The sequence below is a fragment of the Actinomadura barringtoniae genome (assembly GCF_017573505.1).
GTDB lineage: Bacteria > Actinomycetota > Actinomycetes > Streptosporangiales > Streptosporangiaceae > Spirillospora > Spirillospora barringtoniae.
The window spans coordinates 195,551-219,787 of record NZ_JAGEOJ010000003.1 but is presented as its reverse complement, the minus strand read 5'-3'; the positions used below and the strand labels follow the sequence as shown (position 1 = coordinate 219,787).

The 24,237-nt window shown below is 70.2% G+C and carries 24 protein-coding genes and 1 tRNA gene; 20 read left to right on the top strand and 5 right to left on the bottom strand.

The window, feature by feature from the left end; translation table 11 throughout:
• A complete protein-coding gene (locus J4573_RS07985; RefSeq protein ID WP_208254626.1) occupies positions 1-1,653 on the bottom strand; it encodes a dolichyl-phosphate-mannose--protein mannosyltransferase in 1,653 nt (550 codons plus the stop codon).
• A 187-nt stretch (positions 1,654-1,840) separates the two neighbouring features.
• On the opposite strand from J4573_RS07985, the gene J4573_RS07980 reads away from it, so the two are divergent.
• The 8 genes from J4573_RS07980 to J4573_RS07945 all read left to right on the top strand — a co-directional run bounded on the left by J4573_RS07980 (position 1,841) and on the right by J4573_RS07945 (position 8,504).
• Complete coding sequence (locus J4573_RS07980; protein WP_307796547.1) at positions 1,841-2,635, top strand: resuscitation-promoting factor; 795 nt, start codon at positions 1,841-1,843, stop codon at positions 2,633-2,635.
• Positions 2,636-2,647: 12 nt separating this feature from the next.
• On the top strand, positions 2,648-3,658 hold the full coding sequence (gene rsmA / locus J4573_RS07975; RefSeq protein WP_208254625.1) for a 16S rRNA (adenine(1518)-N(6)/adenine(1519)-N(6))-dimethyltransferase RsmA: 1,011 nt from the start codon (positions 2,648-2,650) through the stop codon (positions 3,656-3,658).
• Positions 3,600-4,700 (top strand): glycoside hydrolase family 26 protein, encoded by a 1,101-nt coding sequence (locus J4573_RS07970; protein ID WP_307796546.1) that lies wholly within the window; start codon positions 3,600-3,602, stop codon positions 4,698-4,700. The genes rsmA and J4573_RS07970 overlap by 59 nt, the downstream gene beginning before the upstream one ends.
• A 183-nt stretch (positions 4,701-4,883) precedes the next feature.
• Entirely contained in the window at positions 4,884-5,804 is a 921-nt protein-coding gene (locus J4573_RS07965) for a 4-(cytidine 5'-diphospho)-2-C-methyl-D-erythritol kinase (protein WP_208255000.1), read from the top strand.
• A 61-nt stretch (positions 5,805-5,865) separates the two neighbouring features.
• Positions 5,866-6,156 (top strand): hypothetical protein, encoded by a 291-nt coding sequence (locus J4573_RS07960; protein WP_208254624.1) that lies wholly within the window; start codon positions 5,866-5,868, stop codon positions 6,154-6,156.
• 45 nt (positions 6,157-6,201) lie between these two features.
• On the top strand, positions 6,202-7,962 hold the full coding sequence (locus J4573_RS07955; RefSeq protein WP_208254623.1) for an ABC-F family ATP-binding cassette domain-containing protein: 1,761 nt from the start codon (positions 6,202-6,204) through the stop codon (positions 7,960-7,962).
• Positions 7,963-8,052: 90 nt separating this feature from the next.
• Positions 8,053-8,274 (top strand): hypothetical protein, encoded by a 222-nt coding sequence (locus tag J4573_RS07950; protein WP_208254622.1) that lies wholly within the window; start codon positions 8,053-8,055, stop codon positions 8,272-8,274.
• A 74-nt stretch (positions 8,275-8,348) separates the two neighbouring features.
• Complete coding sequence (locus tag J4573_RS07945) at positions 8,349-8,504, top strand: hypothetical protein (RefSeq protein WP_208254621.1); 156 nt, start codon at positions 8,349-8,351, stop codon at positions 8,502-8,504.
• A gap of 240 nt (positions 8,505-8,744) precedes the next feature.
• Here the strand turns inward: J4573_RS07945 and J4573_RS07940 are convergent, their stop codons facing one another.
• Entirely contained in the window at positions 8,745-9,242 is a 498-nt protein-coding gene (locus J4573_RS07940) for a MarR family winged helix-turn-helix transcriptional regulator (RefSeq protein WP_208254620.1), read from the bottom strand.
• A 75-nt stretch (positions 9,243-9,317) separates the two neighbouring features.
• On the opposite strand from J4573_RS07940, the gene J4573_RS07935 reads away from it, so the two are divergent.
• Positions 9,318-10,103 carry a trans-aconitate 2-methyltransferase gene (locus J4573_RS07935; RefSeq protein ID WP_208254619.1) on the top strand — a complete coding sequence of 262 codons (786 nt, stop codon included), beginning with the start codon at positions 9,318-9,320 and terminating at the stop codon, positions 10,101-10,103.
• A 173-nt stretch (positions 10,104-10,276) separates the two neighbouring features.
• Positions 10,277-10,645: a VOC family protein gene (locus tag J4573_RS07930; protein WP_208254618.1), complete on the top strand. Its 369-nt coding sequence runs from the start codon at positions 10,277-10,279 to the stop codon at positions 10,643-10,645.
• Here the strand turns inward: J4573_RS07930 and J4573_RS07925 are convergent.
• The 3 genes from J4573_RS07925 to J4573_RS07915 are packed head-to-tail and all read right to left on the bottom strand — an operon-like array spanning position 10,635 to position 12,815.
• Complete coding sequence (locus J4573_RS07925; protein ID WP_208254617.1) at positions 10,635-10,997, bottom strand: hypothetical protein; 363 nt, start codon at positions 10,995-10,997, stop codon at positions 10,635-10,637. The genes J4573_RS07930 and J4573_RS07925 overlap by 11 nt on opposite strands.
• 55 nt (positions 10,998-11,052) lie before the next feature.
• Positions 11,053-11,844 carry a TetR/AcrR family transcriptional regulator gene (locus J4573_RS07920; protein WP_243772650.1) on the bottom strand — a complete coding sequence of 264 codons (792 nt, stop codon included), beginning with the start codon at positions 11,842-11,844 and terminating at the stop codon, positions 11,053-11,055.
• Between the two features lie 17 nt (positions 11,845-11,861).
• The gene (locus tag J4573_RS07915) at positions 11,862-12,815 is read right to left on the bottom strand and encodes an acyl-CoA desaturase (RefSeq protein ID WP_208254616.1); all 954 of its coding nucleotides are present in this window, start codon (positions 12,813-12,815) and stop codon (positions 11,862-11,864) included.
• A 533-nt stretch (positions 12,816-13,348) separates the two neighbouring features.
• On the opposite strand from J4573_RS07915, the gene J4573_RS07910 reads away from it, so the two are divergent.
• From J4573_RS07910 to J4573_RS07865, 10 genes are all read left to right on the top strand, one after another.
• Positions 13,349-13,420, top strand: a tRNA-Gln gene (locus tag J4573_RS07910).
• Positions 13,421-13,586: 166 nt separating this feature from the next.
• A complete protein-coding gene (glmU, locus tag J4573_RS07905) occupies positions 13,587-15,116 on the top strand; it encodes a bifunctional UDP-N-acetylglucosamine diphosphorylase/glucosamine-1-phosphate N-acetyltransferase GlmU (protein WP_208254615.1) in 1,530 nt (509 codons plus the stop codon).
• A 198-nt stretch (positions 15,117-15,314) separates the two neighbouring features.
• Entirely contained in the window at positions 15,315-16,295 is a 981-nt protein-coding gene (locus J4573_RS07900) for a ribose-phosphate diphosphokinase (protein ID WP_208254614.1), read from the top strand.
• 285 nt (positions 16,296-16,580) lie between these two features.
• Entirely contained in the window at positions 16,581-17,210 is a 630-nt protein-coding gene (locus J4573_RS07895; protein WP_208254613.1) for a 50S ribosomal protein L25/general stress protein Ctc, read from the top strand.
• A gap of 140 nt (positions 17,211-17,350) precedes the next feature.
• Positions 17,351-17,926 (top strand): aminoacyl-tRNA hydrolase, encoded by a 576-nt coding sequence (gene pth, locus J4573_RS07890; protein ID WP_372442817.1) that lies wholly within the window; start codon positions 17,351-17,353, stop codon positions 17,924-17,926.
• Positions 17,927-18,180: 254 nt separating this feature from the next.
• Positions 18,181-19,659, top strand: a complete 1,479-nt coding sequence (locus J4573_RS07885) for a sugar transferase (protein WP_208254612.1) — start codon at positions 18,181-18,183, stop codon at positions 19,657-19,659.
• Positions 19,660-19,764: 105 nt separating this feature from the next.
• Positions 19,765-20,634: a 3'(2'),5'-bisphosphate nucleotidase CysQ gene (locus J4573_RS07880; protein WP_208254611.1), complete on the top strand. Its 870-nt coding sequence runs from the start codon at positions 19,765-19,767 to the stop codon at positions 20,632-20,634.
• Positions 20,635-20,712: 78 nt separating this feature from the next.
• Positions 20,713-21,627, top strand: a complete 915-nt coding sequence (cysD, locus tag J4573_RS07875; RefSeq protein WP_208254610.1) for a sulfate adenylyltransferase subunit CysD — start codon at positions 20,713-20,715, stop codon at positions 21,625-21,627.
• Positions 21,628-21,659: 32 nt separating this feature from the next.
• Positions 21,660-22,922 (top strand): sulfate adenylyltransferase subunit 1, encoded by a 1,263-nt coding sequence (locus tag J4573_RS07870; protein ID WP_208254996.1) that lies wholly within the window; start codon positions 21,660-21,662, stop codon positions 22,920-22,922.
• A gap of 194 nt (positions 22,923-23,116) precedes the next feature.
• Entirely contained in the window at positions 23,117-24,184 is a 1,068-nt protein-coding gene (locus J4573_RS07865; protein WP_208254609.1) for a glucose-1-phosphate thymidylyltransferase, read from the top strand.
• Positions 24,185-24,237 lie beyond the last annotated feature (53 nt).

Sequence of the window (24,237 nt, the reverse complement as noted above, 5' to 3'; positions counted from 1 at the left end):
TCAGACCCAGCTGTTGAACCAGATCCGGTCCTGCCAGTCGCGGAAGGGGATCACCTCGGCGGTGAGGATCGGATACAGGTAGCCGAAGTTGATGATCACGATGAGCAGGAACGCGCCGGACAGCACGGCCCCCACCGTACGGCGGGTCGTCTGTCCGGCCGGTCCGAGCGCGAGCCCCAGCGTGAGCACGATCGCCAGGCACATGAACGGGATCATCGGTGTCGCGTAGAAGGCGAACATCGTGCGGTCGCCGAACGCGTAGTAGAACCAAGGGACCCAGCCCGCCAGGTATCCCAGCACGATCGCCCCGGCCCGCCAGTCCCGCCGGACCAGCCAGTAGCCGAGCAGGAACACCAGCGCGCCCAGCGACGCCCACCAGATGGCGGGCGTTCCGAGCGCCAGGACCTCCTGCGAGCAGCGGCTCGCCCCGCAGCCGCGAGGCTCGACGTAATAGAAGGCCACCGGTCGTCGCAGCACGGGCCAGTCCCACGGCCACGACTGGTAGCGGTGCTTGTCGTGCAGGTGCGTGTGAAAGTGCAGGATCTCGGCGTGGTAGTGCCACAGGCTGCGCAACGGCCCGGGAACGAACGAGAAGGTCCCGCCCCGCCCGTCGGCCCAGTGCCGGTCCCACCCGCCGCTCGTGGCGAACCATCCCGACCACGTCGCCAGGTAGGCACCGATCGCCAGAACGCCCCCGAACAGCACGCCCGGCAGGTCGTACCGCAGCATCCCGAGCCACGGCCGCCGCCCGCCCGCCATCCGCCGCGAGCCCACGTCCCAGAGCAGCGTCATCGCGCCGAACGCGATCACGTAGTAGATCCCGCTCCACTTGACCGAGCACGCCAGCCCCAGGCACACGGCTGCCGCCAGCCGCCACCACCTGACCCGCCCCCACCTGACCCGCCCCCACCACCCCGGCCCTTCGGCCCGTTCCGCTGAGGTCGCCGCGCCCTCGACGGCCGTCGCGTCCCCGTAGGCCGTCGCGTAGCCGAAGGCTGCCGAGTCCGCCGTCTGAGTCGGGACCGGCGCATCGTCGGCGCTCGCGAGGCGGCGGGCTCGTACGGTGTCGCGGTCGACGAGGAGGCAGCCGAACGCGGCGAGGACCCAGAACATCACGAAGATGTCGAGGATCGCCGTGCGGCTGGCGACGAAGTGCAGGCCGTCCAGCGCCAGGAGCAGCCCGGCCGCGCAGCCGAGCAGCGTCGAGCCGGTCATCCGCTTGCCGATCCGCGCGAGGATCAGCACCGAGAGCGTCCCGAACAGTGCGGCCATGAAGCGCCAGCCGAACGGGTCGAGCCCGAACAGCCACTCGCCGGCCGCGATCATCCACTTGCCGCCGGGCGGGTGCGCGATGAAGCTCGGGCCGTCCTGCCATATGTCGGTGCGGCCGTCCAGGATGCGCGGGTTGGCCAGGTCGTGGTTCTTCGCGTCGTGCAGGGTCACGTGCTCGTAGCCGAACGTCAGCAGCGAGTACGCGTCCTTGGCGTAGTAGGTCTCGTCGAAGACCACCGCTCTCGGGGTGCTCAGGCGGTAGAACCTCAGGAAGCCCGCGAACAGCGCCACGGCGATCGGCCCGGCCCACCCGACGACCACGTTCCCGGTCAGCGGCAGCAGGTTCCCGGTAAGCGGCGGCAGCGGCCTCGCGCGAAGCATCGCGCCATCGTAACGACAGAAAACGCCCGTCCCGGGGCGTCGCGCCCGTACGCCTCCATGTGTGACTTGAAGGGATGCGGTGGCGGGAGTGGTGCGGAGCGCTCTAAAGTCTGGCCGTTACGCACGATCGTTGTGCGTGATCGCAGGAGCTAGTAGCGACGTACCCCCTAACCCCCCTGGAGGAGACGTGCGTCGGCCTCTTCTTGTCGCCTCGGCCGTGCTGGTGCTCGGCTCCATGGCGGCGGGCTGCGGTGGCGGAGCCCAGGCCAAGTCCAAGGACCAGCCCCCGGTTCCCGATGCCGCCCGTACGACGGCGCCGCCCGCCCGCAAGGTCGTCATCGTCGTCGACGGCAAGCGCCAGGAGGCCATGACCACGGGCTCCACCGTTCAGGAGGTGCTGGCCCAGGCGCAGGTGCAGCTCGGGCAGCACCACCTGGTCAAGCCGCCGCTCACGGCCCCCGCCGGACAGATGATCAAGGTGCTGCGGCTGCTGTCGGCGCCGGTCACCAAGACGGTGAAGACCAGCGCGCCCACGATCAAGAAGAAGAACTCCAAGCTCGCGCCCTGGAGCACCAAGGTGATGCGCAAGGGCAAGCCGGGCGTCAAGGTCGTGCAGATCGCCTGGGTGAAGCGCAAGGGCAAGAAGATCAAGGCCGTGGTGGACGAGACGGTCAAGCGCAAGCCGGTGGCCGAGATCCTGGCCGTCGGCCCGCAGTCCGCCGCGTCCGGGTCGGCCGCCAAGCTCAACTGGAAGGCCCTCGCCAACTGCGAGTCGCACGGCAACCCCAAGGCCATCAACTCGGCCGGCTACTACGGGCTCTACCAGTTCTCCCTGTCGTCGTGGGCCTCGGTGGGCGGCTCCGGCAGGCCGTCCGACGCCAGCGCCGCCGAGCAGACCTACCGCGCGCAGCTCCTCTACAACCGCGTGAGCGGACGCTGGCAGGGCCAGTGGCCGGTGTGCGGCCATTTCCTGTTCAGCTGAGACACTGAGCCGGTGGGGGACAGACAGGACACGCGGGTGCTGCTCGGCCCGGCGGACGTACGGGAACTGGCCGAGAGGCTCGGCGTCAGGCCGACCAAGACGCTGGGGCAGAACTTCGTCATCGACGGCAACACCGTGCGGCGGATCGTGCGCTCGGCCGAGCTGTCGCCGGACGACGTCGTGCTCGAGGTCGGGCCGGGGCTCGGCTCGCTGACGCTGGCGCTGCTGCCGGAGGTACGGCGCGTCACGGCGGTGGAGATCGACACGGTGCTGGCCGAGGCGCTGCCGGAGACCGTGCGGTCGCGCGCGCCCGAGCTCGCCGAACGGCTGGAGGTCGTTCAGGCGGACGCGCTGAAGATCGACGCGCTGCCGGGACCCGAGCCGACCGCGCTGGTCGCCAACCTGCCCTACAACGTGGCCGTGCCCGTGGTGCTGCACCTGCTGGCCGTGCTGCCGTCGCTGCGCAGCGCCCTGGTGATGGTCCAGTCGGAGGTCGCCGACCGGATGGTCGCGGCGCCGGGCAGCAAGATCTACGGCATCCCGTCGCTGAAGATCGCCTGGTACGGCGAGGCGCGGCGGGCCGGACCGGTCGGCCGGGCGGTCTTCTGGCCCGCGCCGAACGTGGATTCGGGACTGGTCGCGTTCAGCCGCGGGGAGCCGCCCGTGACGAGCGCCACTCGCGCCGAGGTGTTCGCGGTGGTGGATGCCGCGTTCGCCCAGCGCCGCAAGACCCTGCGGGCCGCCCTGGCGGGCTGGGCGGGCTCCCCGGCCGCCGCGGAGGAGGCGCTGCGGGCGGCGGGCGTCGACCCCCGGGCCCGGGGCGAGGCACTGGACATTGCCGCCTTTGCGCGCATCGCCCGATATCGTCCTGGGGGCGAGCACGATCAGGAAGAGGCGGAGGATCATGTTGAAGGGGCGTTCGCCGGCGACGATGCCGAGGCCGGCGGCGAGGCGGAAGGTGCCCGTGACGGCGGCACTGACAGCGCTGGTGGGCCTGGCCGCGCTGGCAGCGGGGTGCAGTAGCGGAGCCGACGCGACCCCCAAGATCACGGTCACCGCCCGGGCGGGCGTCGCACCGTTGCCTCCCGAGCAAGGCGCCTACTTCGGCGCCTGGGTGCCGCCCTCCGACACCGATCCCGCGGCCAAGGCGTCCAAGACCCCCAAGCCGTCCGGCAGCGGCAGCCCGTCCGCGTCGTCCTCGTCCTCGTCTTCGCCGTCGGAGTCGCCGACGCCGGACAAGGACGCGACCAAGCCGGGGATGGCCTCGCTGACCGGGTTCGAACGGGCGATGGGCCGCCAGCTGGATATCGCGCAGAGCTACAGCGGCTGGAAGTCCGACTTCCCCAAGGACACCGACACCGCCCTGCTCAGCGGCAAGCGGTACCTGCTGCTGACCTGGGCCGGCGCCGACACCCGCGAGATCACCCGCGGCAAGGACGACGACCTCATCCGCGCCCGTGCCCGCGCCATCAAGGCCACCGGCAAGCCGATCTTCCTGCGCTGGCAGCGGGACATGGACAAGGAGAGCCTGCAGACCAGCCGCGTTCACTCGCCCGCCGACTTCATCGCCGCGTGGAAGCACCTGCGGGCGATCTTCAAGAAGGAGAAGGTCGACAACGTCGCCTGGGTGTGGTGCCCGACCGCGAACGGCTTCGGCTCCCGCGACGCCGCCGCGTTCTACCCCGGCGACGACCAGGTCGACTGGATCTGCGTCGACGCCCAGCCGGGCGGCGACTACGAGTACCGGGACCTCTCCGAGACCGTGAAGCTGTTCATGGAGTGGGCCAAGGGCCGGCACAAGCCGATCATGATCGCCGAGCTGGGCGTTCCCCAGTCGTACGGCGACCGCCGCGCCGAGTGGCTCCGCAAGGCCGCGCAGACGCTCCAGGCCCCGCAGGTCAAGGCGGTCGTCTACTTCGACTCCGACGAGCAGGCCGAGGAACCCCGCGACAAGCGCCGCAAATACTCGGTGACCGGCGACAAGCAGGCCATGTCGGCGCTCCGCGAGTTCGCCACGACCCCCTACTTCAACCCCCGCAACCTCCCGGTCACCAGCGGCGAGTGACCCCCGGACCCCGGCGCCGCAACGCCGCGGGTCCCGGCGTCACGACACCGCCCGGCCCGGCGTCACGACGGCGCGCGGCCCGGCGTCACGACACCGCCCGGCCCGGTGCCAAGGCGTCCGGGTTTGCGGGGGCCCGTCACGCGCGGTGAGCGGTGTCCCGTACGCTTCGATGTCGTGACAGCTGTGACCGTACGCGTCCCCGCGAAGGTCAACCTCCAGCTCAGCGTGGGGCCGATTCGCGACGACGGGTATCACGACCTCGTCAACGTCTTCCACGCCGTCTCCCTCTTCGACGAGGTGACGGCCGAACCCTCCACCGGTGTGGAGGTGGCCGTGGAGGCCGCGCCGGGTTCGGAGGTCGCGGTCGAGGACGTTCCGACCGACGGCTCCAACCTCGCCGCCCGCGCCGCGCGCCTGGTGGCGACGCGCCTCGGCGTCGAGCCCGCGGTTTCGCTGCGGATCCGCAAGGCCATCCCGGTCGCCGGCGGCATGGCGGGCGGCAGCGCCGACGCCGCGGCCGCCCTGCTGGCCTGCGCGCGGCTGTGGGACTCGGCGGACGAGCCCGTGCTGAGCAAGGACGACCTGCTGGAGCTCGGCGCCGAGCTCGGCAGCGACGTCCCGTTCGCGCTGCTCGGCGGGACGGCCATCGGCCTCGGCCGCGGCGAACGCCTCACCCCGGCCCTCACCCGCGGCGTCTTCCACTGGGTCTTCGCCACCGCCGACGGTGGCCTGTCCACCCCGGCCGTCTACGCCGAGTGCGACCGGCTGCGGGAGGCGCACGGCGAGAAGGTCGCCTGGCCGGAGGTCTCCGAGGAGCTCATGACGGCCCTGGCGACCGGCGACTCCAAGGCCCTCGGCGCCGCGCTGCACAACGACCTGCAGCCCGCCGCGCTGATGCTCCGTTCGCCGCTGCGCCGCACGCTCACCACCGGCATGGACCTCGGTGCGATCGGCGCGCTGGTGTCCGGGTCCGGCCCGACCTGCGCGTTCCTGGCCGACTCCGAGGAGCACGCCGCCGAGCTGGCCGCCGCGCTGTCGGGCGTCGGCGTCGCCAAGTCGGTCGTACGGGCGTCCGGCGCGGTCCCCGGCGCGACGATCATCTGAACCCGATCCGCCGCGCCCGCGTCCAACGGGGGTCCGCACTTACCGACGGGTAGGAGGATCCGTGACGGGGTTCCTGGTGGTGTTCGGAATCGTGGTCATCTTCGTGCTGGTCATGGTCGGGATCAGCGCGGCCTCCGCCGGCAGCGGCAACCGTCGCCGCCGCGGCGGCAGCTGGGGCGGCGGCAGCGCCGGGGGCGGCGGGATGTTCTTCGGCGGCGGCGACTCGGGCGGTGGCGGCCACCACGGCGGTCACCACGGTGGCGGCGGTCACCACGGCTGCGGCGGCGGCCACTCCGGCTGCGGCGGTGGCGGCGGCTGTGGGGGCGGGGGCTGCGGCGGCGGGGGCAGCTGACCCCGGTCCTGACAGGCCCCTCCAGCCACTAGCCTTGAGGGTGCCGTGAACCTGATCAATCTTGAGAACGTCAGCAAGGCCTACGGGCCGAAGCCGCTGCTCGACGCCGTGTCGCTCGGGCTGGACGACGACGACCGGATCGGCGTCGTCGGCCGCAACGGGGGCGGCAAGAGCACCCTGGTGTCCATCCTGGCCCGCAGCACCGGCGCCGACGACGGCCGCGTGACGCACTCCCGCGGCCTGCGGCTCGGCTACCTGACCCAGCGGGACGAGTTCCCCGAGGGCGCGACCGTACGGTCGGTAGTCCTCGGGGACCGCCCCGAACACGAGTGGGCGGGCGACACCCGCGTCCGCGACGTCCTCGGCGGCCTGATCGCCGACCTCGACCTGGACGCGCCGCTCGCCGGGATGTCGGGCGGCGAACGGCGCCGGATCGCGCTCGCCCGCCTCCTGGTCCCCGAGTCCGACCTGCTGATCCTGGACGAGCCCACCAACCACCTCGACATCGAGGCGATCGACTGGCTCGCCCGCCACCTGAAGGCGCGCAGGATCGCGCTGCTGATCGTCACCCACGACCGCTGGTTCCTCGACGAGGTCACCGAGCGGACCTGGGAGGTCGTGGACGGCAAGGTCGAGCGCTACGAGGGCGGCTACTCGGCGTACGTCCTGGCGAAGGCCGAGCGTTCCCGCATCGCCGCCGCCACCGAGGCCAAGCGGCAGAACCTCCTCCGCAAGGAGCTCGCCTGGCTCCGCCGCGGCCCGCCCGCCCGTACGTCCAAGCCCAAGTTCCGCGTGGACGCCGCGCAGGCCCTGATCGCCGACGAGCCCCCGCTGCGCGACTCGGTGGAGCTGACCCGCTTCGCCACCGCCCGCCTCGGCAAGACCGTCTACGACCTCGAGGACGTCACCGTCGAGCTCGGCGACCGCCCCATCTTCGAGCACATGACCTGGGGCCTCGGCCCCGGTGACCGCATCGGCCTGGTCGGCGTCAACGGCAGCGGCAAGAGCACCCTGCTCCGCCTCCTGGACGGCGCGATCAGCCCCACCGCGGGCAAGGTCATCCGCGGCAAGACGGTCCAGCTGGCTCACCTCTCGCAGAACCTCGAAGAGCTCGACCCGGCCCGCCGCGTTCTGGAGTCCGTCGAGGAGATCAAGCGCCGCATCACCGTCGGCAAGCGCGAATGGACCGCCAGCCAGCTCCTCGAGCGTCTCGGCTTCCAGGGCGACCGGCAGTGGACCCCGGTGGGCGACCTGTCCGGCGGCGAGCGCCGCCGCCTCCAGGTCCTGCGCCTGCTGATGAACGAGCCGAACGTCCTCCTCCTCGACGAGCCGACCAACGACCTCGACATCGAGACCCTGACCGAGCTGGAGGACATCCTCGACGGCTGGCCGGGCACCCTCGTCGTCGTCAGCCACGACCGCTACTTCCTGGAGCGCATCACCGACCGCGTCGCGGCCCTCCTGGGCGACGGCCGAGTCTCGATGCTCCCCGGCGGCGTCGACGAATACCTGGACCGCCGCCGAGCCGGCACCGCCGTAAAACCCACGGCACCAGCGGCCCCCACCCCCGCCGCCCCCGCCACCAAGGGCAGCAGCCAGAACTGGAAGGCCCGCAAGGACCTGGACCGACTGGAACGCCGCCTGGAAAAGCTCTCCAAACAAGAAGCCGAGCTCCACGAACAGCTGGCCGCCAACGCCACCGACTACGAGAAGCTCCAAGAGCTCAACGAGCAGCTCAAGAACATCCAGACCGAGGCCGGCCAGGTAGAAGAAGAATGGCTCCTCCTAGCCGAAGACCTAGGCTGATCACCCCAGATCACCCTAAGTCACACTCTGAATGCAGAGGGCTCTATCTGGGGATACGCTGCGTCCGTGACCTCATCTACCATGAGCCGCATGACCGACAGCCCCCTGCCGGACGGCGATGACCACCAGGTGATCCGCCTCGGTGCCGAGGAGGCCGTGATCGTGCCCCTCGAGGAATACCGCTGGCTGCGGAAGGTCCACGACTGGCAGCAGGGCACCGGGCGTGTCCGCACCAATGCGGAAGAGTTCCTCAAGCTCTCTGGTCTTTCCGAGGAAGATCAGCAGAAGCTGCGCGACAAGCACGGCATCTGAATGTCGTACCACCTGGAGTGGGAACGGCTGGCGCGCCAAGCATGGGACCAGATCCTCGTCCTGATCGCCTGTCCGTGGCGGAGGCCGTGATGGCGCTCATGCACGAGGGCATTCCGGAGGAGGCCGTCTGCGGTGAGGCCGGGGCCTGGACGCTGCGCGCAGGCAAGTACGTCCTCCACTTCACCGAGAGTGAGTTCGACATCTACCTGACGCAGATCGAGCTGTTCTGAGCCGGCCCACGTGAAGCGGGTGTCGCGAACATGACCTACGTTCCGTGCACCGTCGAGCAGGACGAGGCGGGTGCGTGGTGTGCGAGCGCCTCGCTCACCTGGCCGGATGGTGGCCGGGGCGGTGCCAGCGGGGAGGGCGGCACGCGGGAAGCGGCCGTGGAAGATCTCCGCGACGCGCTGCTGGGCATGATCGAGGCCTTCGGACTGCCCAGTGAGGCCAGGACGTGTGCCGTGCCGGGGCTAGGTCTCGTTGGTGTCGAAGGGGATGAGGAGGGTTCTTAGGAGGCCGGTCAGGGTTTCGCGTTCGGCGGGGCTCAGGCCGTTGAGGATGTCGTGCTCGCGGCGGAGGAGGTCGGCGAAGGCGGCGTCCACACGGGTTTGGCCGGCGTAGGTGAGGCGGACCTGGACTCCGCGCTTGTCCTGGGGGTCGGGGTGGCGTTCTACCAGGCCGGCGGCCGCGAGGCGGTCGATGCGGTTGGTCATGGTGCCCGAGGTGACCAGGGTCGCGCGGAGGAGCTGGCCGGGGCTCAGCTGGTAGGGGGAGCCTGCGCGGCGCAGGGCGGTGAGGACGTCGAACTCCCAGGGTTCGAGGTCGTGGGCGACGAAGACCGCTCGGCGGGCACGGTCCAGGTGGCGGGCCAGGCGGGAGACCCTGCTGAGGACGTGCAGGGGCTGCACGTCGAGGTCCGGGCGTTCGTTGTGCCAAGCCTCGACCAGCCGGTCGACCTCATCCTGCATGCGAGCAGCCTACCTGTCTTGATATCGAGAAGACTTTCTTGACATCAAGATATGGCCCGGGCATCATGTGTCTTGATGTCGAGACAAGTGAGTGGCACATGGGATCCCGCTCAGTACGGGGTCTTCGGTGACGAGCGCGCACGGCCGTTCTTTGAGCTCCTGGGCCGTGTCGATGTTGAGAAGCCGCGCCGGATCGTGGATCTGGGGTGCGGTTCGGGGGAGCTGACCGCGACGCTGCGGGGGCGGTGGCCGGACGCGGACATCGAGGCGATCGACAGCTCGCCGGAGATGATCGCGGCGGCTCCCGAGGTCGAGGGCATCCGGTTCTCGGTGGGCGATGTGGAGTCGTGGCGGCCCGGGGGATCGGTTGATCTCATTGTTTCGAACGCGGTGCTCCAATGGGTGCCGACGCATGCGGAGCTGATTCCGGAGTGGATCGGCGCCCTGAGCCCGGGTGGGCGGCTGGCTTTCCAGGTGCCCGGCAACTTCGATGCGCCCAGTCATCGGCTTCTGCGGGAGCTGTGCTCCTCGGAACGTTGGCGAGGGCTGGTCGGGGACGCGTTGCGCGTCGATCCGGTGATGGACCCGGGTGGCTATCTGGATCTGCTGGCCAGGCGAGGGTGTTTCGTCGATGCGTGGGAGACCACGTACGCACAGGTCTTGCAGGGTGAAGACCCTGTTTTGGAGTGGGTCAAGGGGACTGCCCTGAGGCCCGTTCTCTCCCGGCTGGGGGAGGGCGAGGCGCAGGAGTTCCTGAACGAGTTCGGCGCGCTGCTGCGCGAGGCCTATCCGAGCACTCCGTATGGAACCGTCTTCCCGTTCCGGCGAATCTTCGTGGTGGCGGGACGAGACGGACCCTGAACGGGATGCCGCCCGCCCTGCTGATGGAGCTGATCGTTCCCCTGCGGTGCCCCATCACGGGGTGGGCGGCATCGCCCCAGGCCCCGGACTCGTGACCCGAGCCCGGCGACCCCGGCCGGTGGCCGCCCGGATGAACTCCGGACGGTCACCGGTTTGTCTCTGAGGAGTGAGCCATGTTCCTGACCGGCGTCCACCACGTTCAGCTCGCGGCGCCTCCGGGGCAAGAGGACGCCGCCCGGGCGTTCTATGCGGGCGTGCTCGGGCTCACCGAGGTGCCCAAGCCCCCGGAACTCGCCGCGCGCGGGGGCGCGTGGTTCCGGGGGCCGGGCGTCGAGCTGCACCTCGGTGTCGAGAACGACTTCCGGCCCGCGCTCAAGGCCCATCCGGGTTTACTGGTGAGCGACCTGGACGGGTTGGGGGAGCGGCTGCGCGCCGCAGGGATCGAGGTGCGGGCAGACGGGCTGTTCCCGGGGTATCGGCGCTTCTACGCCGACGACCCGTTCGGCAACCGGCTGGAGTTCCTGGAGCCGGTCAGCGGATGAGGGCCTCGGCCTCCCAGTCCACGAGGATCCGGTGGAGGCGGTAGAGGATCCTGCGCATCTCCTCGGCGTGGTCGTCCTGCCGCCTGGCGTGGCGGAACGCGTGGCCGTCGACCCGGCGGACGTCGTCGTAGATCCAGAGGGACTCGTCCAGATCGCCGAGCAGCTCCATGGCGCAGTCGTCCGCAAGGGTGTCGCCGGAGCCGGAGCCGGAGCCGGAGCCGGAGCCGGGGCCGGAGCCGGGGCCGGGGCCGGGGCCGGGGCCGGGGCCGGAGCCGGGGCTGGGGCTGGGGCCTAAGCGGGCGCGGGCGGTGTCGTGGCGGTGATGGCCGGTAGATCCAAAGGGGCTGGTCATCGGCCCCTCCCTTCGCTCGATGGTGCGGCCGAGCGTAGGGAGGGGGTACGACACGTCAGGCGGGTTGCGTGCCGTTCAGCTCTTCGGGGTGGCGCTTGCGGTGGGCCCGTTCGGCCTTGGCGGCGGCCCTCTCCTCTTTGGCGGCGACCTTCTCCGCGGCCTTCTCCTCCTTGGCCGCGACCTTCTTCAGCCGTTCGAGCTCTTTGCGGCGGCGCCTCGGATCTAGGGACGGCCGGGGCTCCAGGCCGGAGAGACCGTTCCACGCGAGGTTGACCACGTGCGCGGCCACCTCCTCGCGCTTGGGCTTGCGCACGTCCAGCCACCACTGGCCGGTGAGCGCGACCATGCCGACCAGCATCTGCGCGTACATCGGGGCGAACTTGTCGTCGTACTCGTGCCGGTCGAACTCCTGCGCGAGGACGTACTCGACCTCGCCCGCGATCTCGCTGAGCAGGCTGGCGTAGCTGCCGGTGCCGGTGCCGCCGTGCGAGTCCCGCACCAGGATCCGGAAGCCGTCGGGGCTCTCCTCGATGTACTCCAGGAGGGCGAGCGCGGCCTTCTCCAGCTTGCCGCGGTAGTGGATCGCCTCGGCCAGCGAGTCGGTGACCAGGGCGAGGAGCTTTTCGAACTCGCGGTCGACGACGACGGCGTAGAGGCCCTCCTTGCCGCCGAAGTGCTCGTACACCACGGGCTTGGAGACGCCGGCCGCGGCGGCGATCTCCTCGACCGACGTCCCGTCCAGGCCCCGTTCCGCGAACAGCGTCCGGCCGATGTCCAGGAGCTGCTCGCGGCGCTCCTTACCGGTCATGCGCTTGCGGCGGGAACGGGGTGGGACGGGTTCAGTCATGGGATCAATTGTGACGCTCACGCGGCCTGGTTCGTGCGCTTGGAGGCCAATCGGTCGGCGTCCGGCCAGCGGACGTCCGTCGCCCAGCCGGCCTTCTCGAAGAGCCAGATGACGCGGGCGCTGATGTCGACCTGGCCCTTCAGGACGCCGTGACGTGCGCAGGTGGGGTCGGAGTGGTGCAGGTTGTGCCAGGACTCGCCGAGGGAGGGGATGGCCAGCCACCACACGTTGCGGGACTTGTCGCGGACCTCGAAGTGCTCCTTGCCGAACGTGTGGCAGATGGAGTTGATCGACCAGGTGACGTGGTGAACGAGGGTGATGCGCACGAGCCCGGCCCAGAACAGCGCGGTGAGCGCGCCCTGCCAGGACATGGTGAGCAGGCCGCCGAGGACGGTGGGCAGCAGGAACGAGACGGCCACCAGGCCCGGGAACCACTGGTGGATGCGGACGATGTCCTTGTCGTTCAGCAGGTCCTTGGTGAAGCGCTGCTTGGAGGTGCGGTTGGCGTCGAAGAGCCAGCCGTAGTGGGCCCAGGCCAGCCCCTTGGCCAGGGCCTTCCAGTCGTCGCCGAAGCGCCACGGCGAGTGCGGGTCGAACTCCTTGTCGGAGTGCTTGTGGTGGCGCCGGTGGTCGGCGACCCAGGTGATGACCGGGCCCTCCATCGCGAGGCTGCCGGCCAGCGCCATGAAGATCTTGAGGCCGCGGTTGGCCTTGAAGGAGCCGTGCGTGAAGTAGCGGTGGTAGCCGACCGTGATGCCCGCGGCGGAGATGAAGTAGAAGACCGCGGTGATGATGACGTCCGTCCAGCCGAGGAACTTGCCCCACGCGAGCGGCACGGCCGCGATGAGGGCGATGAACGGCACGGTCGTGAACGCCCCGATGAGGATCCTTTCACCGACGCCCCTCAGTTCCGGTTCGATCTCGGGGCGGGGCGCTGGAGGGCTGGATTCCAGAACGGGGGCTGTAGTCATGTGTCACCACTTCCTGCTGCTCGGGCTGGGGGTCTGCTACCTACGCCAACGTAACCTACGCTTGCGTAGGTTGCCCAGTGTCCGGTTCGTAAAATCGGTGGGAATTCGCCGCGCGAGGCACAAAACTCACGGTCAGGCCATGTCCGCGTGGCCGTTCGAACGGAGTCTGTGACTCCTCTCACGCGGAAGGGCCGCCTCACGGTACGTGGCGGGGGTGGGTGAACGGGTCGGTCGAGCCGCGTCCGGTGCTCCGGCAGGGGGAGCGCCGGTGCTCGTCCAGGGCTCGTCCAGGGAGTGAACGCACGGGACGCGCGGAAGGTTCGCGAACTCACCCACTTCCACCCACTCCGCGCTTGGCAGGTGTTTCTCATTCGTGCTCGGTAGGGGATGGCCTAAACCGCCGCAATGGCCCGAACCGTGGGCCCGGGCGGATTCGTGATCCCAAAGGTCGAATTTGATGTGGGGGCGGAGCGGTCCAGTCGGTATCGTTGGCCATCCGGGTCGGCCCCACCGCGGCCGGCCCTTTGGATCGGTCCGGCGTGGTGTAACTGGCAGCACAGGGGCTTTTGGTGCCTCTAGACAGGGTTCGAATCCTTGCGCCGGAGCTGTCGCGTGTCCGCTGGCCCCGCCGATGGGGTGACAGCGGCGCCATGGGCGGTATCCTGCGGAGGTCGGGCGAGTCGCGACCTGCGCGCCCCGTGGTTTGAGCAGGTCGCCGGCGTCGTTCACGCCCGTACCGTCCAGTCCGCGATGCCGAGGAGCCTCCTCCTGATGAGTGTTGGCCGTGCACGGAGCTGGGCGAGCCACCCGGCCGCCGTCGTCGTTCTCGCCGCGGGCGAGGGCACTCGAATGAAGTCCCGTACCTCCAAGGTCCTGCACGAGCTGTGCGGCCGCACCATGCTCGGCCACGTGCTGGCCGCGGCGGGCGAGCTGGAGCCCGAGCGGACCGTCGTCGTGGTGGGGCATCGCCGGGAGCAGGTCGTCGCCTACCTGGGCGAGCACGCCCCGGCCGCCGAGCCGGCCGTGCAGGAACGCCAGGGCGGCACCGGCCACGCGGTGCGGATGGCGCTGGAGCAGACCGGCGAGCTGCGCGGAACGGTCGTGGTCACCAACGGCGACCACCCGCTGCTGCGCGGCGAGACGCTCGCCGAGCTGGTCCGCGCGCACGAGGACGAGGGCAACGCGGTGACCGTGCTCACCACCGAGATGCCCGACGCGACCGGCTACGGCCGCATGATCCGCGAGGCCGACGGGTCGGTCAGCGCGATCGTCGAGCACAAGGACGCGACGGAGGCGCAGCGCGCCATCCGCGAGATCAACGTCGGCATGTACGCCTTCGACGGCAAGCTGCTGGCCGACGCCCTCCAGCGGGTCACCACCGACAACGCCAAGGGTGAGGAGTACCTCACCGACGTGGTCGCGATCCTGCGCGGGGACGGCCACCGGGCCGGCGCGCACCTGGCCGCCGACTGGGTCGAGACCCAGGGCGTGAACGACAAGGTGCAGCTCGCCCAGGCCCGGCGGCAGCTGAACGACCGCATCCTGGAGGCGCACATGCGCGCCGGGGTGACCGTGATCGACCCGCTGTCCACCTGGATCGACGTGGGCGTGACCCTGGAGGCCGACGCGGTCGTCCACCCGGGCACGCAGCTGCACGGCAGCACCCATGTGGGCGAGGGCGCCGAGGTCGGGCCGGGCAGCACGCTGACCGACACCACCGTCGGCGCGGACGCTCGCGTGATCAACTCGGTCTGCGAGAACGCCGAGATCGGTCCGCAGGCCTCCGTCGGCCCGTACGCGTTCCTGCGCGTCGGCACCCGCCTGGCACGCAAGGCCAAGGCGGGCGCGCACGTCGAGCTGAAGAAGGCCCAGGTCGGCGAGGGCGCCAAGGTCCCGCACCTGACCTACGTCGGGGACGCGACGATCGGCGCGGGCGCCAACGTGGGCGCCGGAACGATCTTCGCCAACTACGACGGGGTCGACAAGCACCACACCACGATCGGCGAGCACGCGTTCGTCGGCAGCAACACCGTCCTGATCGCGCCCGTCAGCATCGAGGACGGCGCCGTCACCGCCGCCGGCTCGGCGATCACCAAGGACGTTCCCCCCGGGGCGATCGCGGTCGCCCGCGGGCAGCAGCGCACTATTGAGGGGTGGGTCGAGCGCCGCCGCTCGGGTACCCGCTATGCCGAGGCCGCCCGCCGACGTGCGGCCCAGCTCGACGAGGCCGGCGACGAGACCGGGGATTCCGGCGAGGCCGGGGGTTCCGGCGGACCGGCCGGCGGCGGGCACGGCGAATAACTCCAGATTTCCCCGCCCACCAGGCGGGGGCGCGGGGGGCTTCCCCCGCGAACACCGCGAGCGTGCCCTCACGAACGGTCCTGGGGCGCGACCGCGGGACAACACAATCACCGGTGGGGCGCTCTGACCCGTGCGCCCTGCGGGAGTGGGGACGACACCCACGATGAGTACGGTTCCGTTGAGGGGGAGTTGTCAGAGGTGAGTGGGATCAAGGCGAGCGGCCAGAAGAAGCTGATGCTCTTCTCCGGCCGGGCGCACCCGGACCTGGCCAAGGAAGTAGCCGACAACCTCCACGTCGAGCTCACGCCGACGTCGGCCTATGACTTCGCGAACGGTGAGACCTTCGTGCGGTTCCTGGAGTCGGTGCGGGGCTCGGACGCCTTCGTGATCCAGAGCCACACCGCTCCCATCAATCAGTGGATCATGGAGCAGCTGATCATGGTGGACGCGCTGAAGCGCGCGTCGGCCAAGCGGATCACGGTGGTGGCGCCGTTCTTCGGGTACGCCCGGCAGGACAAGAAGCACCGCGGCCGCGAGCCGATCTCCGCCCGGCTGATGGCGGACCTTTTCAAGACCGCGGGCGCCGACCGGCTGATCGCCGTCGACCTGCACACCGCCCAGATCCAGGGCTTCTTCGACGGTCCCGTGGACCATCTGTTCGCGCTGGACATCCTGGCCGACCACTTCGAGCGGCGCCTGGACCTGACCCAGGTGACGATGGTCGCGCCGGACGCCGGCCGGGTGCGGGTGACCGAGCGCTGGTCCGACCGCCTCGGCGGCGTGCCGATGGCGATCATCCACAAGAAGCGCGACCCGGACGTGGCCAACGAGGTCAAGGTCTTCGACGTGGTCGGTGAGGTCGCCGGCCGCACCTGTGTGATCGTCGACGACATGATCGACACCGGCGGCACGATCGTGAAGGCCGCCGAGGCGCTGTTCGAGCAGGGCGCGACCAAGGTCGTGGTGGCCGCCACGCACGGCGTGCTGTCCGGCCCGGCCGTGGACCGCCTGAAGAACTCCCGCATCTCCGAGGTCGTCCTCACCGACACGCTCCCGATTCCCGAGGACAAGCGGTTCGACAAGCTGACCGTGCTCCCGATCGCCCCGCTGGTGGCGCAGGCGATCCACGAGGTCTTCAGTGACGGCTCGGTGACCAGCCTCTTCGGCGGTCACAGCTGACCTGAGCGAGAAGCAGGGCAGGGGCGGTCCGCGGCGGCGGGCCGCCCTCGCACGTTCGCGGGTAGTCCCCGGTGGCTTTGGCTGTGGCGCCGATCGGCTAGACTTCTTGAATCCGCGTATGCCTCGGGTCGCAACGTACGGCTCTGATGACCGGAACCGCACTCCCCGGGGTACGCAAAGAATCTTCGAGGCGCCTGACGCATCGAGCACCGCCTGATTCGCTTATGTCCGTAGCGGACGTCCATGTAGGACGGCCGTGGATCGCAACAACGAGGAGTTTTCGCCGTGTCCGAGGTACGCATTGCCGCCGAGCCGCGCACCGAGTTCGGTAAGGGTGCCGCGCGGCGCACCCGCCGGGCCGGCAAGGTGCCCGCCGTCCTCTACGGCCACGGCACCGACCCCCAGCACATCTCGCTGCCGGGCCACGACCTGATGCTCGCGCTCAAGACCCCCAACGTGCTGCTGCAGATCGAGGGCCTCGGCGCCGGCTCCGAGCTGGCCCTGCCGAAGGACGTCCAGCGCGACCCGATCAAGGGCTTCCTGGAGCACGTCGACCTGCTGCTGGTGAAGCGCGGCGAGAAGGTCGTCGTCGAGATCCCGATCACGCTCACCGGTGACGTGGTCCCGGGCGGCGTCGTCGCCCAGGACCTGGTGCAGCTGTCGGTCGAGGCCGAGGCCACGCACATCCCGAGCGGGGTCGAGGTCGACATCACCGGCCTCGAGGTCGGCACCCAGGTGCTGGCCAAGGACGTGAAGCTGCCCTCCGGTGCCACCCTGGACACCGACGAGGAGGCGCTGGTCCTGCAGATCAACGACGCCACCGCGTCCGCCGGCGACACCGAGACCGCAGAGGCTCCCGAGACCGAGGTCGCCGAGGGCGAGGCCGCCGAGGCCGAGGAGGCCCCCGCCGAGTAACGGTCCTCACGCAGGATCTCGAACGGCGCACAGTCGTCATGGCCCCCGTCCGCGGTGCGTACCACCGGGCGGGGGCCTTCGGCTGTGACGGCGATGGCCGCCTGTGACGGCCCGGTCCCTGTCGGCAACGGAGGAGTCTGGTGAGCGCTGATCTCTGGCTGGTGGTCGGGCTGGGCAACCCGGGCCCCTCGTACGCCGGCAACCGCCACAACGTCGGATTCATGGTGCTCGACGCGCTCGCGGCCCGCGTCGGCGGCAAGTTCAAGGCCCACCGGTCCAGGGCCGAGGTGATCGAGGGACGGCTGGCCGGCACCCGGGTGATTTTGGCCAAGCCGCGCAGCTATATGAATGAGTCCGGCGGGCCGGTGAAGGGCCTGCGGGACTTCTACAAGGTGCCCGTCGAGCGGCTCGTCGTCGTTCACGACGAGCTCGACATCCCCTACGGCGCCGTCCGCCTGAAGCAGGGCGGCGGTGACAACGGCCACAACGGGCTGCGTTCGATCACCAAGTCGCTGGCCGACAAGGACTACCTGCGGGTCCGGTTCGGGGTGGGGCGCCCGCCCGGCCGGATGGACCCCGCCGCGTTCGTGCTGAAGGACTTCTCCGGGACCGAACGCAAGGACCTGGATCTCGATGTGGACCGCGCCGCCGACGCCGTCGAGGCGCTCATGGCGCAGGGGCTCGCCGCCGCCCAGAACACTTTTCACGCCTCCTGATCGGCGGCGCGACGGCCCGATCCGGACATTCCCACCAGCGCAGAGAAGCTGACCGTACCTGCACGAATCGCCCCGGTTAGCGGCTTTTGTGACCTTGAAGTGCGCCTTCGGTCTGCGACGCCGGTAAAGGGACCGTAAGATGCATCACAAGTGAGGTTCACGAGTCATGTGAACCTCACATGCCATTCCGGCGTCTTCGTGACAGGACGTGCGTACGGGGCGCATGAGGCAGAAGTTGGTGAGGCGAGGCGTGCATGGCCGTCGTTGACAAGGTCCGGGTAGACATCCCACCCGCCGACGAGCGACGACATGTCCAGATCCAGAACTGGACGGGATCGTACCGCCGCCGCGCGGTCGCGGTGGACTTCGTGAGCATGTTGCTGGCCGGTCTGGTCGCGTTCGTGGTCCGCTTCCCCAGCACGCCCAACCACCTCACCGCCCCCTATGTGGCCCTCACCGCGACCTTGCCGGTGCTGTGGGTGCTGATCCTGATGCTCTGCCGGGCGTACGAGCCGCGGTTCATCGGGGTGGGCTCGGAGGAGTTCCACCGGGTGCTGCGCGCCGGGTTCATCATCACCGCCACGGTCGCGATCGCCGCGTACGCCACCAAGACCGAGGTGGCCCGCGGTTATGTGGTGATGGCCCTGCCGCTCGCCACGTTCCTCAACCTCGTGGCCCGCTACCGGCTCCGCAAATGGCTGCACCGGCGCCGCTGGGAGGGCGACTGCATGCGCCGGGTGGTCGCCGTCGGCCACCGCGCCGCGCTGGTCGACCTGATCCGGCTGCTGCGCCAGAAGCGCTACCACGGCATGGACATCGTCGGGGTCTGCCTGCCGACCGTGCTGGCGCACGGCGAGGACGCGCTGACCGAGGTCGAGGACGTTCCCGTGCTCGGCGACTTCGGCCAGGCCGCCCAGGTCGTCGAGCGGATCGGCGCCGACTCGGTCGCCGTGCTGGCCTGCCCCGAGATGGACGGCACGGCGCTGCGCCGGCTGGCCTGGCAGATCGAGCGCGACGACGTCGAGCTGGTCGTGGCGCCCGCGCTGATGGACGCCGCGGGCCCGCGCATCTCGATCCGGCCGGTCGCCGGGCTGCCGCTGCTGCACGTGGAGCACCCCGAGCTGGACGGCGGCCGCAAGGTCTTCAAGAGCCTGTTCGACCGGATCGGTGCCCTCATCGGCCTGCTGTTCCTCAGCCCGCTGCTGCTCACGGTCGCGGTGGCGATCAAGGTGTCCAGCGCGGGCCCGGTGATGTTCCGCCAGGTCCGGGTCGGCCGCGACGGCCGCGAGTTCACCGTGCTGAAGTTCCGCACGATGGTGGCCGACGCCGAGCAGCGCAAGCTCGACCTGCTGGAGCAGAACGAGGCCGGCGACGGCGTGCTGTTCAAGATCAGGCAGGACCCGCGGGTGACCCGGGTCGGCCGCTGGCTGCGCCGCTACTCGCTGGACGAGCTGCCCCAGCTGCTGAACGTGTTCCGCGGCGAGATGTCGCTGGTCGGGCCGCGCCCGCCGCTGCCGGAGGAGGTCGCCCAGTACGGGTACGACGTCCGCCGCCGGCTGGTCGTGAAGCCCGGCCTCACCGGCCTCTGGCAGGTGTCGGGCCGCTCGGACCTCACCTGGGAGGAATCGGTCCGGCTCGACCTGCGTTACGTTGACAACTGGTCGCTCGCCCTCGATCTGCAGATCATGTGGAAGACGTGGTCCGCGGTCTTCCGCGGCTCCGGCGCCTACTGAGGGGGCGCTGAGAGCCCGCCGAACGCGCCGCCGGTCGGTCCGAGTGCCGGGATGCATGAGAATGTAGACCGAACTGATCAGCCGAGTCGGGAATGTGGTCGTGCGATGACGGATCATGCGTTGGCGGCGGAGCTCGCCGAGGGTGCCGGTGCGATCCTGCTGGGCGTGCGCGAGGAGCTCGGCTTCGCCGACCCGCGCGCCCTGAAGGACACCGGTGACCTGCGGGCCCATGAGTACCTCATGGCCGAACTGGCGCGCCGGCGTCCCGATGACGCGATCCTTTCCGAAGAGGGCCGCGCCTCGGTCGCCGACAAGCGGGCCGCGGGTGCGGGTGCGGGCGCCGACGCGGCGCCGACCGCCAACACCGACGCCGCCGTACGGCTCGCCGCCCACCGCGTGTGGATCATCGACCCGCTGGACGGCACCCGGGAGTTCTCCGAGGAGGGCCGGTCCGACTGGGCCGTCCATGTGGCGTTGTGGGAGAACGGCCGCCTCGCGGCGGGCGCGGTGGCGCTTCCCGCTCAGGGCAAGACGCTCCGTACGGGGCCTGACGGCGCCATCGTGACGGAGAACACGGGCACCGAGACCCCGCTGCGGGTCTCCGAGCCCGCGCCGGGCAGGCTGCGGATCGCGGTGAGCCGTACCCGGCCGCCGGAGTTCGTCCAGCGGCTGGCCGAGGCGATCAGGCCGGATGTGGACCTGGTGCCCATCGGCTCGGCGGGCGCCAAGATCTCCGCGGTGCTCCTCGGCGAGGTCGACGCCTACGTCCACGCCGGTGGCCAGTACGAGTGGGACTCGGCCGCCCCGGCCGCCGTGGCGCTGGACGCGGGGGCCCACGCCAGCCGCGTCGACGGCGCAGGCCTGGCCTACAACCAGAAGGACCCCCGGCTGCCGGATATCCTGGTCTGCCATCCCGTGTCGGCATCGACGCTGCTGACCGGCATCCGGGACGTAAGCGACGCACTGCCCAGCTGAGGCGGCGGACTGCCCGGCTGAGCGTCTCGATCAACTGCCAGAAAGCGTGCCAGAAAGCGCGGAAAGAGCCCCAGACACATGCAGCGCTGCGATTATCTGCTGTCCCAGTTGGACGTCCTCGAGGCCGAATCCATCCAGATCATCCGGGAGGTGGCCGCCGAGTTCGAGCGGCCCGTCCTGCTCTTCTCGGGCGGGAAGGACAGCATCGTCATGCTGCGCCTGGCCCAGAAGGCGTTCTGGCCGGCGCCCATCCCGTTCCCGGTGATGCACGTGGACACCGGCCACAACTTCCCCGAGGTGATCGAGTTCCGCGACCGCCGGGTCGCCGAGCTCGGCCTCCGCCTGGTGGTGGCCTCGGTCCAGGAGTCGATCGACCAGGGCCGGGTGGTCGAGGAGACCGGCCGGCGCGCCAGCCGCAACCGGCTGCAGACGACGACGCTGCTGGACGCGATCGAGGAGCACCAGTTCGACGCCGCGTTCGGCGGGGCACGCCGGGACGAGGAGAAGGCCCGCGCCAAGGAGCGCGTGGTGTCCTTCCGCGACGAGTTCGGCCAGTGGGACCCCAAGAACCAGCGGCCCGAGCTCTGGAACCTCTACAACACCAGGATCCGCCGCGGCGAGCACGTCCGGGTCTTCCCGATCTCCAACTGGACCGAGCTGGACATCTGGGACTACGTGCGGCGCGAGGCGCTGGAGCTCCCACCGATCTACTTCGCGCACACCCGGCGGGTGTTCGAGCGCGACGGCATGCTGCTCGCCGACATCTCCTACGCCAACCGCGGCGACGACGAGCCGGTCTTCGAGGCCACCGTCCGCTACCGCACCGTGGGCGACGCGTCCTGCACCGGCGCGGTGAAGTCGGCCGCCGCCGGCCTGGACGAGGTGATCGAGGAGATCGCGGCGACCCGGATCACCGAGCGCGGCCAGACCCGCGCCGACGACCGGGCCAGCGAGGCCGCCATGGAGGACCGCAAGAAGGAGGGCTACTTCTAATGAGCACGGCGGGCAACCCCCCTTCCAAGACCATGGACATCCTGCGGTTCGCGACCGCGGGCAGCGTCGACGACGGCAAGTCCACGCTGATCGGCCGGCTGCTGTTCGACTCCAAGTCGATCTTCGAGGACCAGCTGGAGGCGGTGGAGCGCACCAGCGCCGACCGCGGCGAGGAGTACACCAACCTCGCGCTGCTGACCGACGGCCTGCGGGCCGAACGGGAGCAGGGCATCACGATCGACGTCGCCTACCGCTACTTCGCCACGCCCCGGCGCAAGTTCATCATCGCCGACACCCCGGGCCACATTCAGTACACCCGGAACATGGTCACCGGCGCCTCCACGGCGGACCTGGCGATCATCCTGGTGGACGCGCGCAAGGGCATCCTGGAGCAGTCCCGGCGGCACGCCTTCCTCGCCACGCTGCTGAAGGTCCCGCACCTGGTGGTCGCGGTGAACAAGATGGACCTGGTCGACTACGACCGGGAGACCTACGAGCGGATCGTGGACGAGTTCACCGCGTTCGCCTCCAAGCTCGCGGTCACCGACCTGACGTTCATCCCGCTGTCGGCGCTGCACGGCGACAACGTGGTGGACCGTTCGCCCAACATGCCCTGGTACGAGGGCTCGTCGCTGCTGCACCACCTGGAGCACGTGCACATCGCCTCGGACCGCAACCTGATCGACGTGCGGTTCCCGGTGCAGTACGTGATCCGCCCGCATGCGTCCACGGACCCCGAGCTGCACGACTACCGCGGCTACGCGGGCCAGGTCGCGGGCGGCGTGCTGAAGCCCGGTGACGAGGTCGTTCACCTGCCGTCCGGGCTGACCACGACGATCACCCACATCGACGGGCCCGCCGGGCCGGTCGAGGAGGCGTACGCGCCGATGTCGGTCACGCTCCGCCTCGCGGACGAGCTCGACATCTCCCGCGGCGACATGATCGCCCGGCCGAACAACCGGCCGGAAGTGGCCCAGGATCTCGACGCGATGATCTGCTGGATGACGCCGGACCGGCAGCTGGCGCCGCGGATGAAGCTGATCATCAAGCACACCACGCGGACCGCGCGGGCGATGGTCAAGGACCTCAACTACCGCCTGGACGTCAACACCCTGCACCGCGACGAGCAGGCGGAGAACCTGCAGCTCAACGAGATCGGACGGGTCAGCCTGCGGGTCACCCAGCCGCTGTTCGTCGACGACTACGGGCGCAACCGGCTCACCGGCGGGTTCATCCTCATCGACGAGGCGACCAACAACACCGTCGCCGCAGGAATGATCATCGGGGCGAAGTAACCCGGGGGAGTACATCAACTCCCGCTCAAGGTGATCTCGACCTGCGGTGGGAGCAGGGTGGGGGCGGATTCCGGCCATCGGGGAACCGGCATCGGCATGCGCCGGTGCCGGTAATGTCAAAGTCCTGCTGACAACTCGGCATGACTGGAGTCCCCCTTGAACGAGTCCGTCCCCCCTGCCCACCGGCGGCGGCCGTGAAGGCCCTCGTGCTGGCGGGCGGCGCCGGGTCGCGGCTGCGGCCGATCACGCACACCTCGGCCAAGCAGCTCGTGCCGGTGGCCAACAAGCCCGTGCTGTTCTACGGGCTGGAGGCCATCGCGGACGCGGGCATCACCGAGGTCGGCATCGTGGTCGGCGACACCGCGCCCGAGATCGAACGCGCCGTCGGGGACGGCTCCGACTTCGGGATCGAGGTCACCTACCTGCCCCAGGACGCGCCGCGCGGCCTGGCCCACGCGGTGCTCATCGCCCGCGAGTTCCTGGGCGACGACGACTTCGTGATGTACCTGGGCGACAACTTCATCGTCGGCGGCATCAACGACCTGGTGGAACGGTTCCGTACCGAGGGCCCGCAGGCTCAGATCATGCTCACCCAGGTCTCCGACCCGCGCGCGTTCGGCGTCGCCGAGCTCGGCCCCGACGGCGGGGTGATCGGCCTGGAGGAGAAGCCCGAACGGCCCAAGAGCGACCTGGCGCTGGTCGGGGTCTACATCTTCTCGCCGGCCGTGCACGACGTGGTCGCCGGGCTGAAGCCGTCCTGGCGGAACGAGCTGGAGATCACCGACGCGATCCAGGGGCTGCTGGACCGGGGCCACCGGGTCGAGTCCACGGTGATCTCCGGATACTGGAAGGACACCGGGAACGTCACCGACATGCTCGAGGTCAACCGGCTGGTGCTGGAGGGCATCGAGCCCGCGGTCGCGGGCGAGGTCGACGCGGCCAGCGAGCTGATCGGCCGGGTCGTGGTCGAGGCGGGCGCCCGGGTCGAGGGCTCGCGGGTGGTCGGCCCGGTGATCGTCGGCGCGGGCAGCGTGATCCGCGACTCCTACCTCGGCCCGTTCACCTCCATCGACCGCGACTGCACGGTGATCGACAGCGAGATCGAGTACTCCATCGTGCTGCGCGGGGCGTCCCTGCACGGGGTGGGCCGGATCGAGGTCTCCCTGATCGGCCGCGAGGCCAGGGTCACACCCGCTCCCCGCGTACCGAAGGCGCACCGCCTGGTCCTCGGCGACCACAGCCAGGTCCAGATCAGCAAGTGACCGGCCGATGAGAGCGACCGGCCACTAAGCAGGCGAACGAGAAGGCGACCAGA

Bases quoted from the DNA above. Each gene is read 5' to 3' on its own strand.
- J4573_RS07985 (WP_208254626.1), bottom strand. From the start codon at position 1,653: ATGCTTCGCGCGAGGCCGCTGCCGCCGCTTACCGGGAACCTGCTGCCG.
- J4573_RS07950 (WP_208254622.1), top strand. From the start codon at position 8,053: ATGACCGACAGCCCCCTGCCGGACGGCGATGACCACCAGGTGATCCGC.
- J4573_RS07940 (WP_208254620.1), bottom strand. From the start codon at position 9,242: ATGCAGGATGAGGTCGACCGGCTGGTCGAGGCTTGGCACAACGAACGC.
- J4573_RS07935 (WP_208254619.1), top strand. From the start codon at position 9,318: ATGTCGAGACAAGTGAGTGGCACATGGGATCCCGCTCAGTACGGGGTC.
- J4573_RS07930 (WP_208254618.1), top strand. From the start codon at position 10,277: ATGTTCCTGACCGGCGTCCACCACGTTCAGCTCGCGGCGCCTCCGGGG.
- J4573_RS07925 (WP_208254617.1), bottom strand. From the start codon at position 10,997: ATGACCAGCCCCTTTGGATCTACCGGCCATCACCGCCACGACACCGCC.
- J4573_RS07920 (WP_243772650.1), bottom strand. From the start codon at position 11,844: ATGACTGAACCCGTCCCACCCCGTTCCCGCCGCAAGCGCATGACCGGT.
- J4573_RS07915 (WP_208254616.1), bottom strand. From the start codon at position 12,815: ATGACTACAGCCCCCGTTCTGGAATCCAGCCCTCCAGCGCCCCGCCCC.
- glmU (WP_208254615.1), top strand. From the start codon at position 13,587: ATGAGTGTTGGCCGTGCACGGAGCTGGGCGAGCCACCCGGCCGCCGTC.
- J4573_RS07885 (WP_208254612.1), top strand. From the start codon at position 18,181: ATGGCCGTCGTTGACAAGGTCCGGGTAGACATCCCACCCGCCGACGAG.
- J4573_RS07880 (WP_208254611.1), top strand. From the start codon at position 19,765: ATGACGGATCATGCGTTGGCGGCGGAGCTCGCCGAGGGTGCCGGTGCG.
- cysD (WP_208254610.1), top strand. From the start codon at position 20,713: ATGCAGCGCTGCGATTATCTGCTGTCCCAGTTGGACGTCCTCGAGGCC.
- J4573_RS07870 (WP_208254996.1), top strand. From the start codon at position 21,660: ATGGACATCCTGCGGTTCGCGACCGCGGGCAGCGTCGACGACGGCAAG.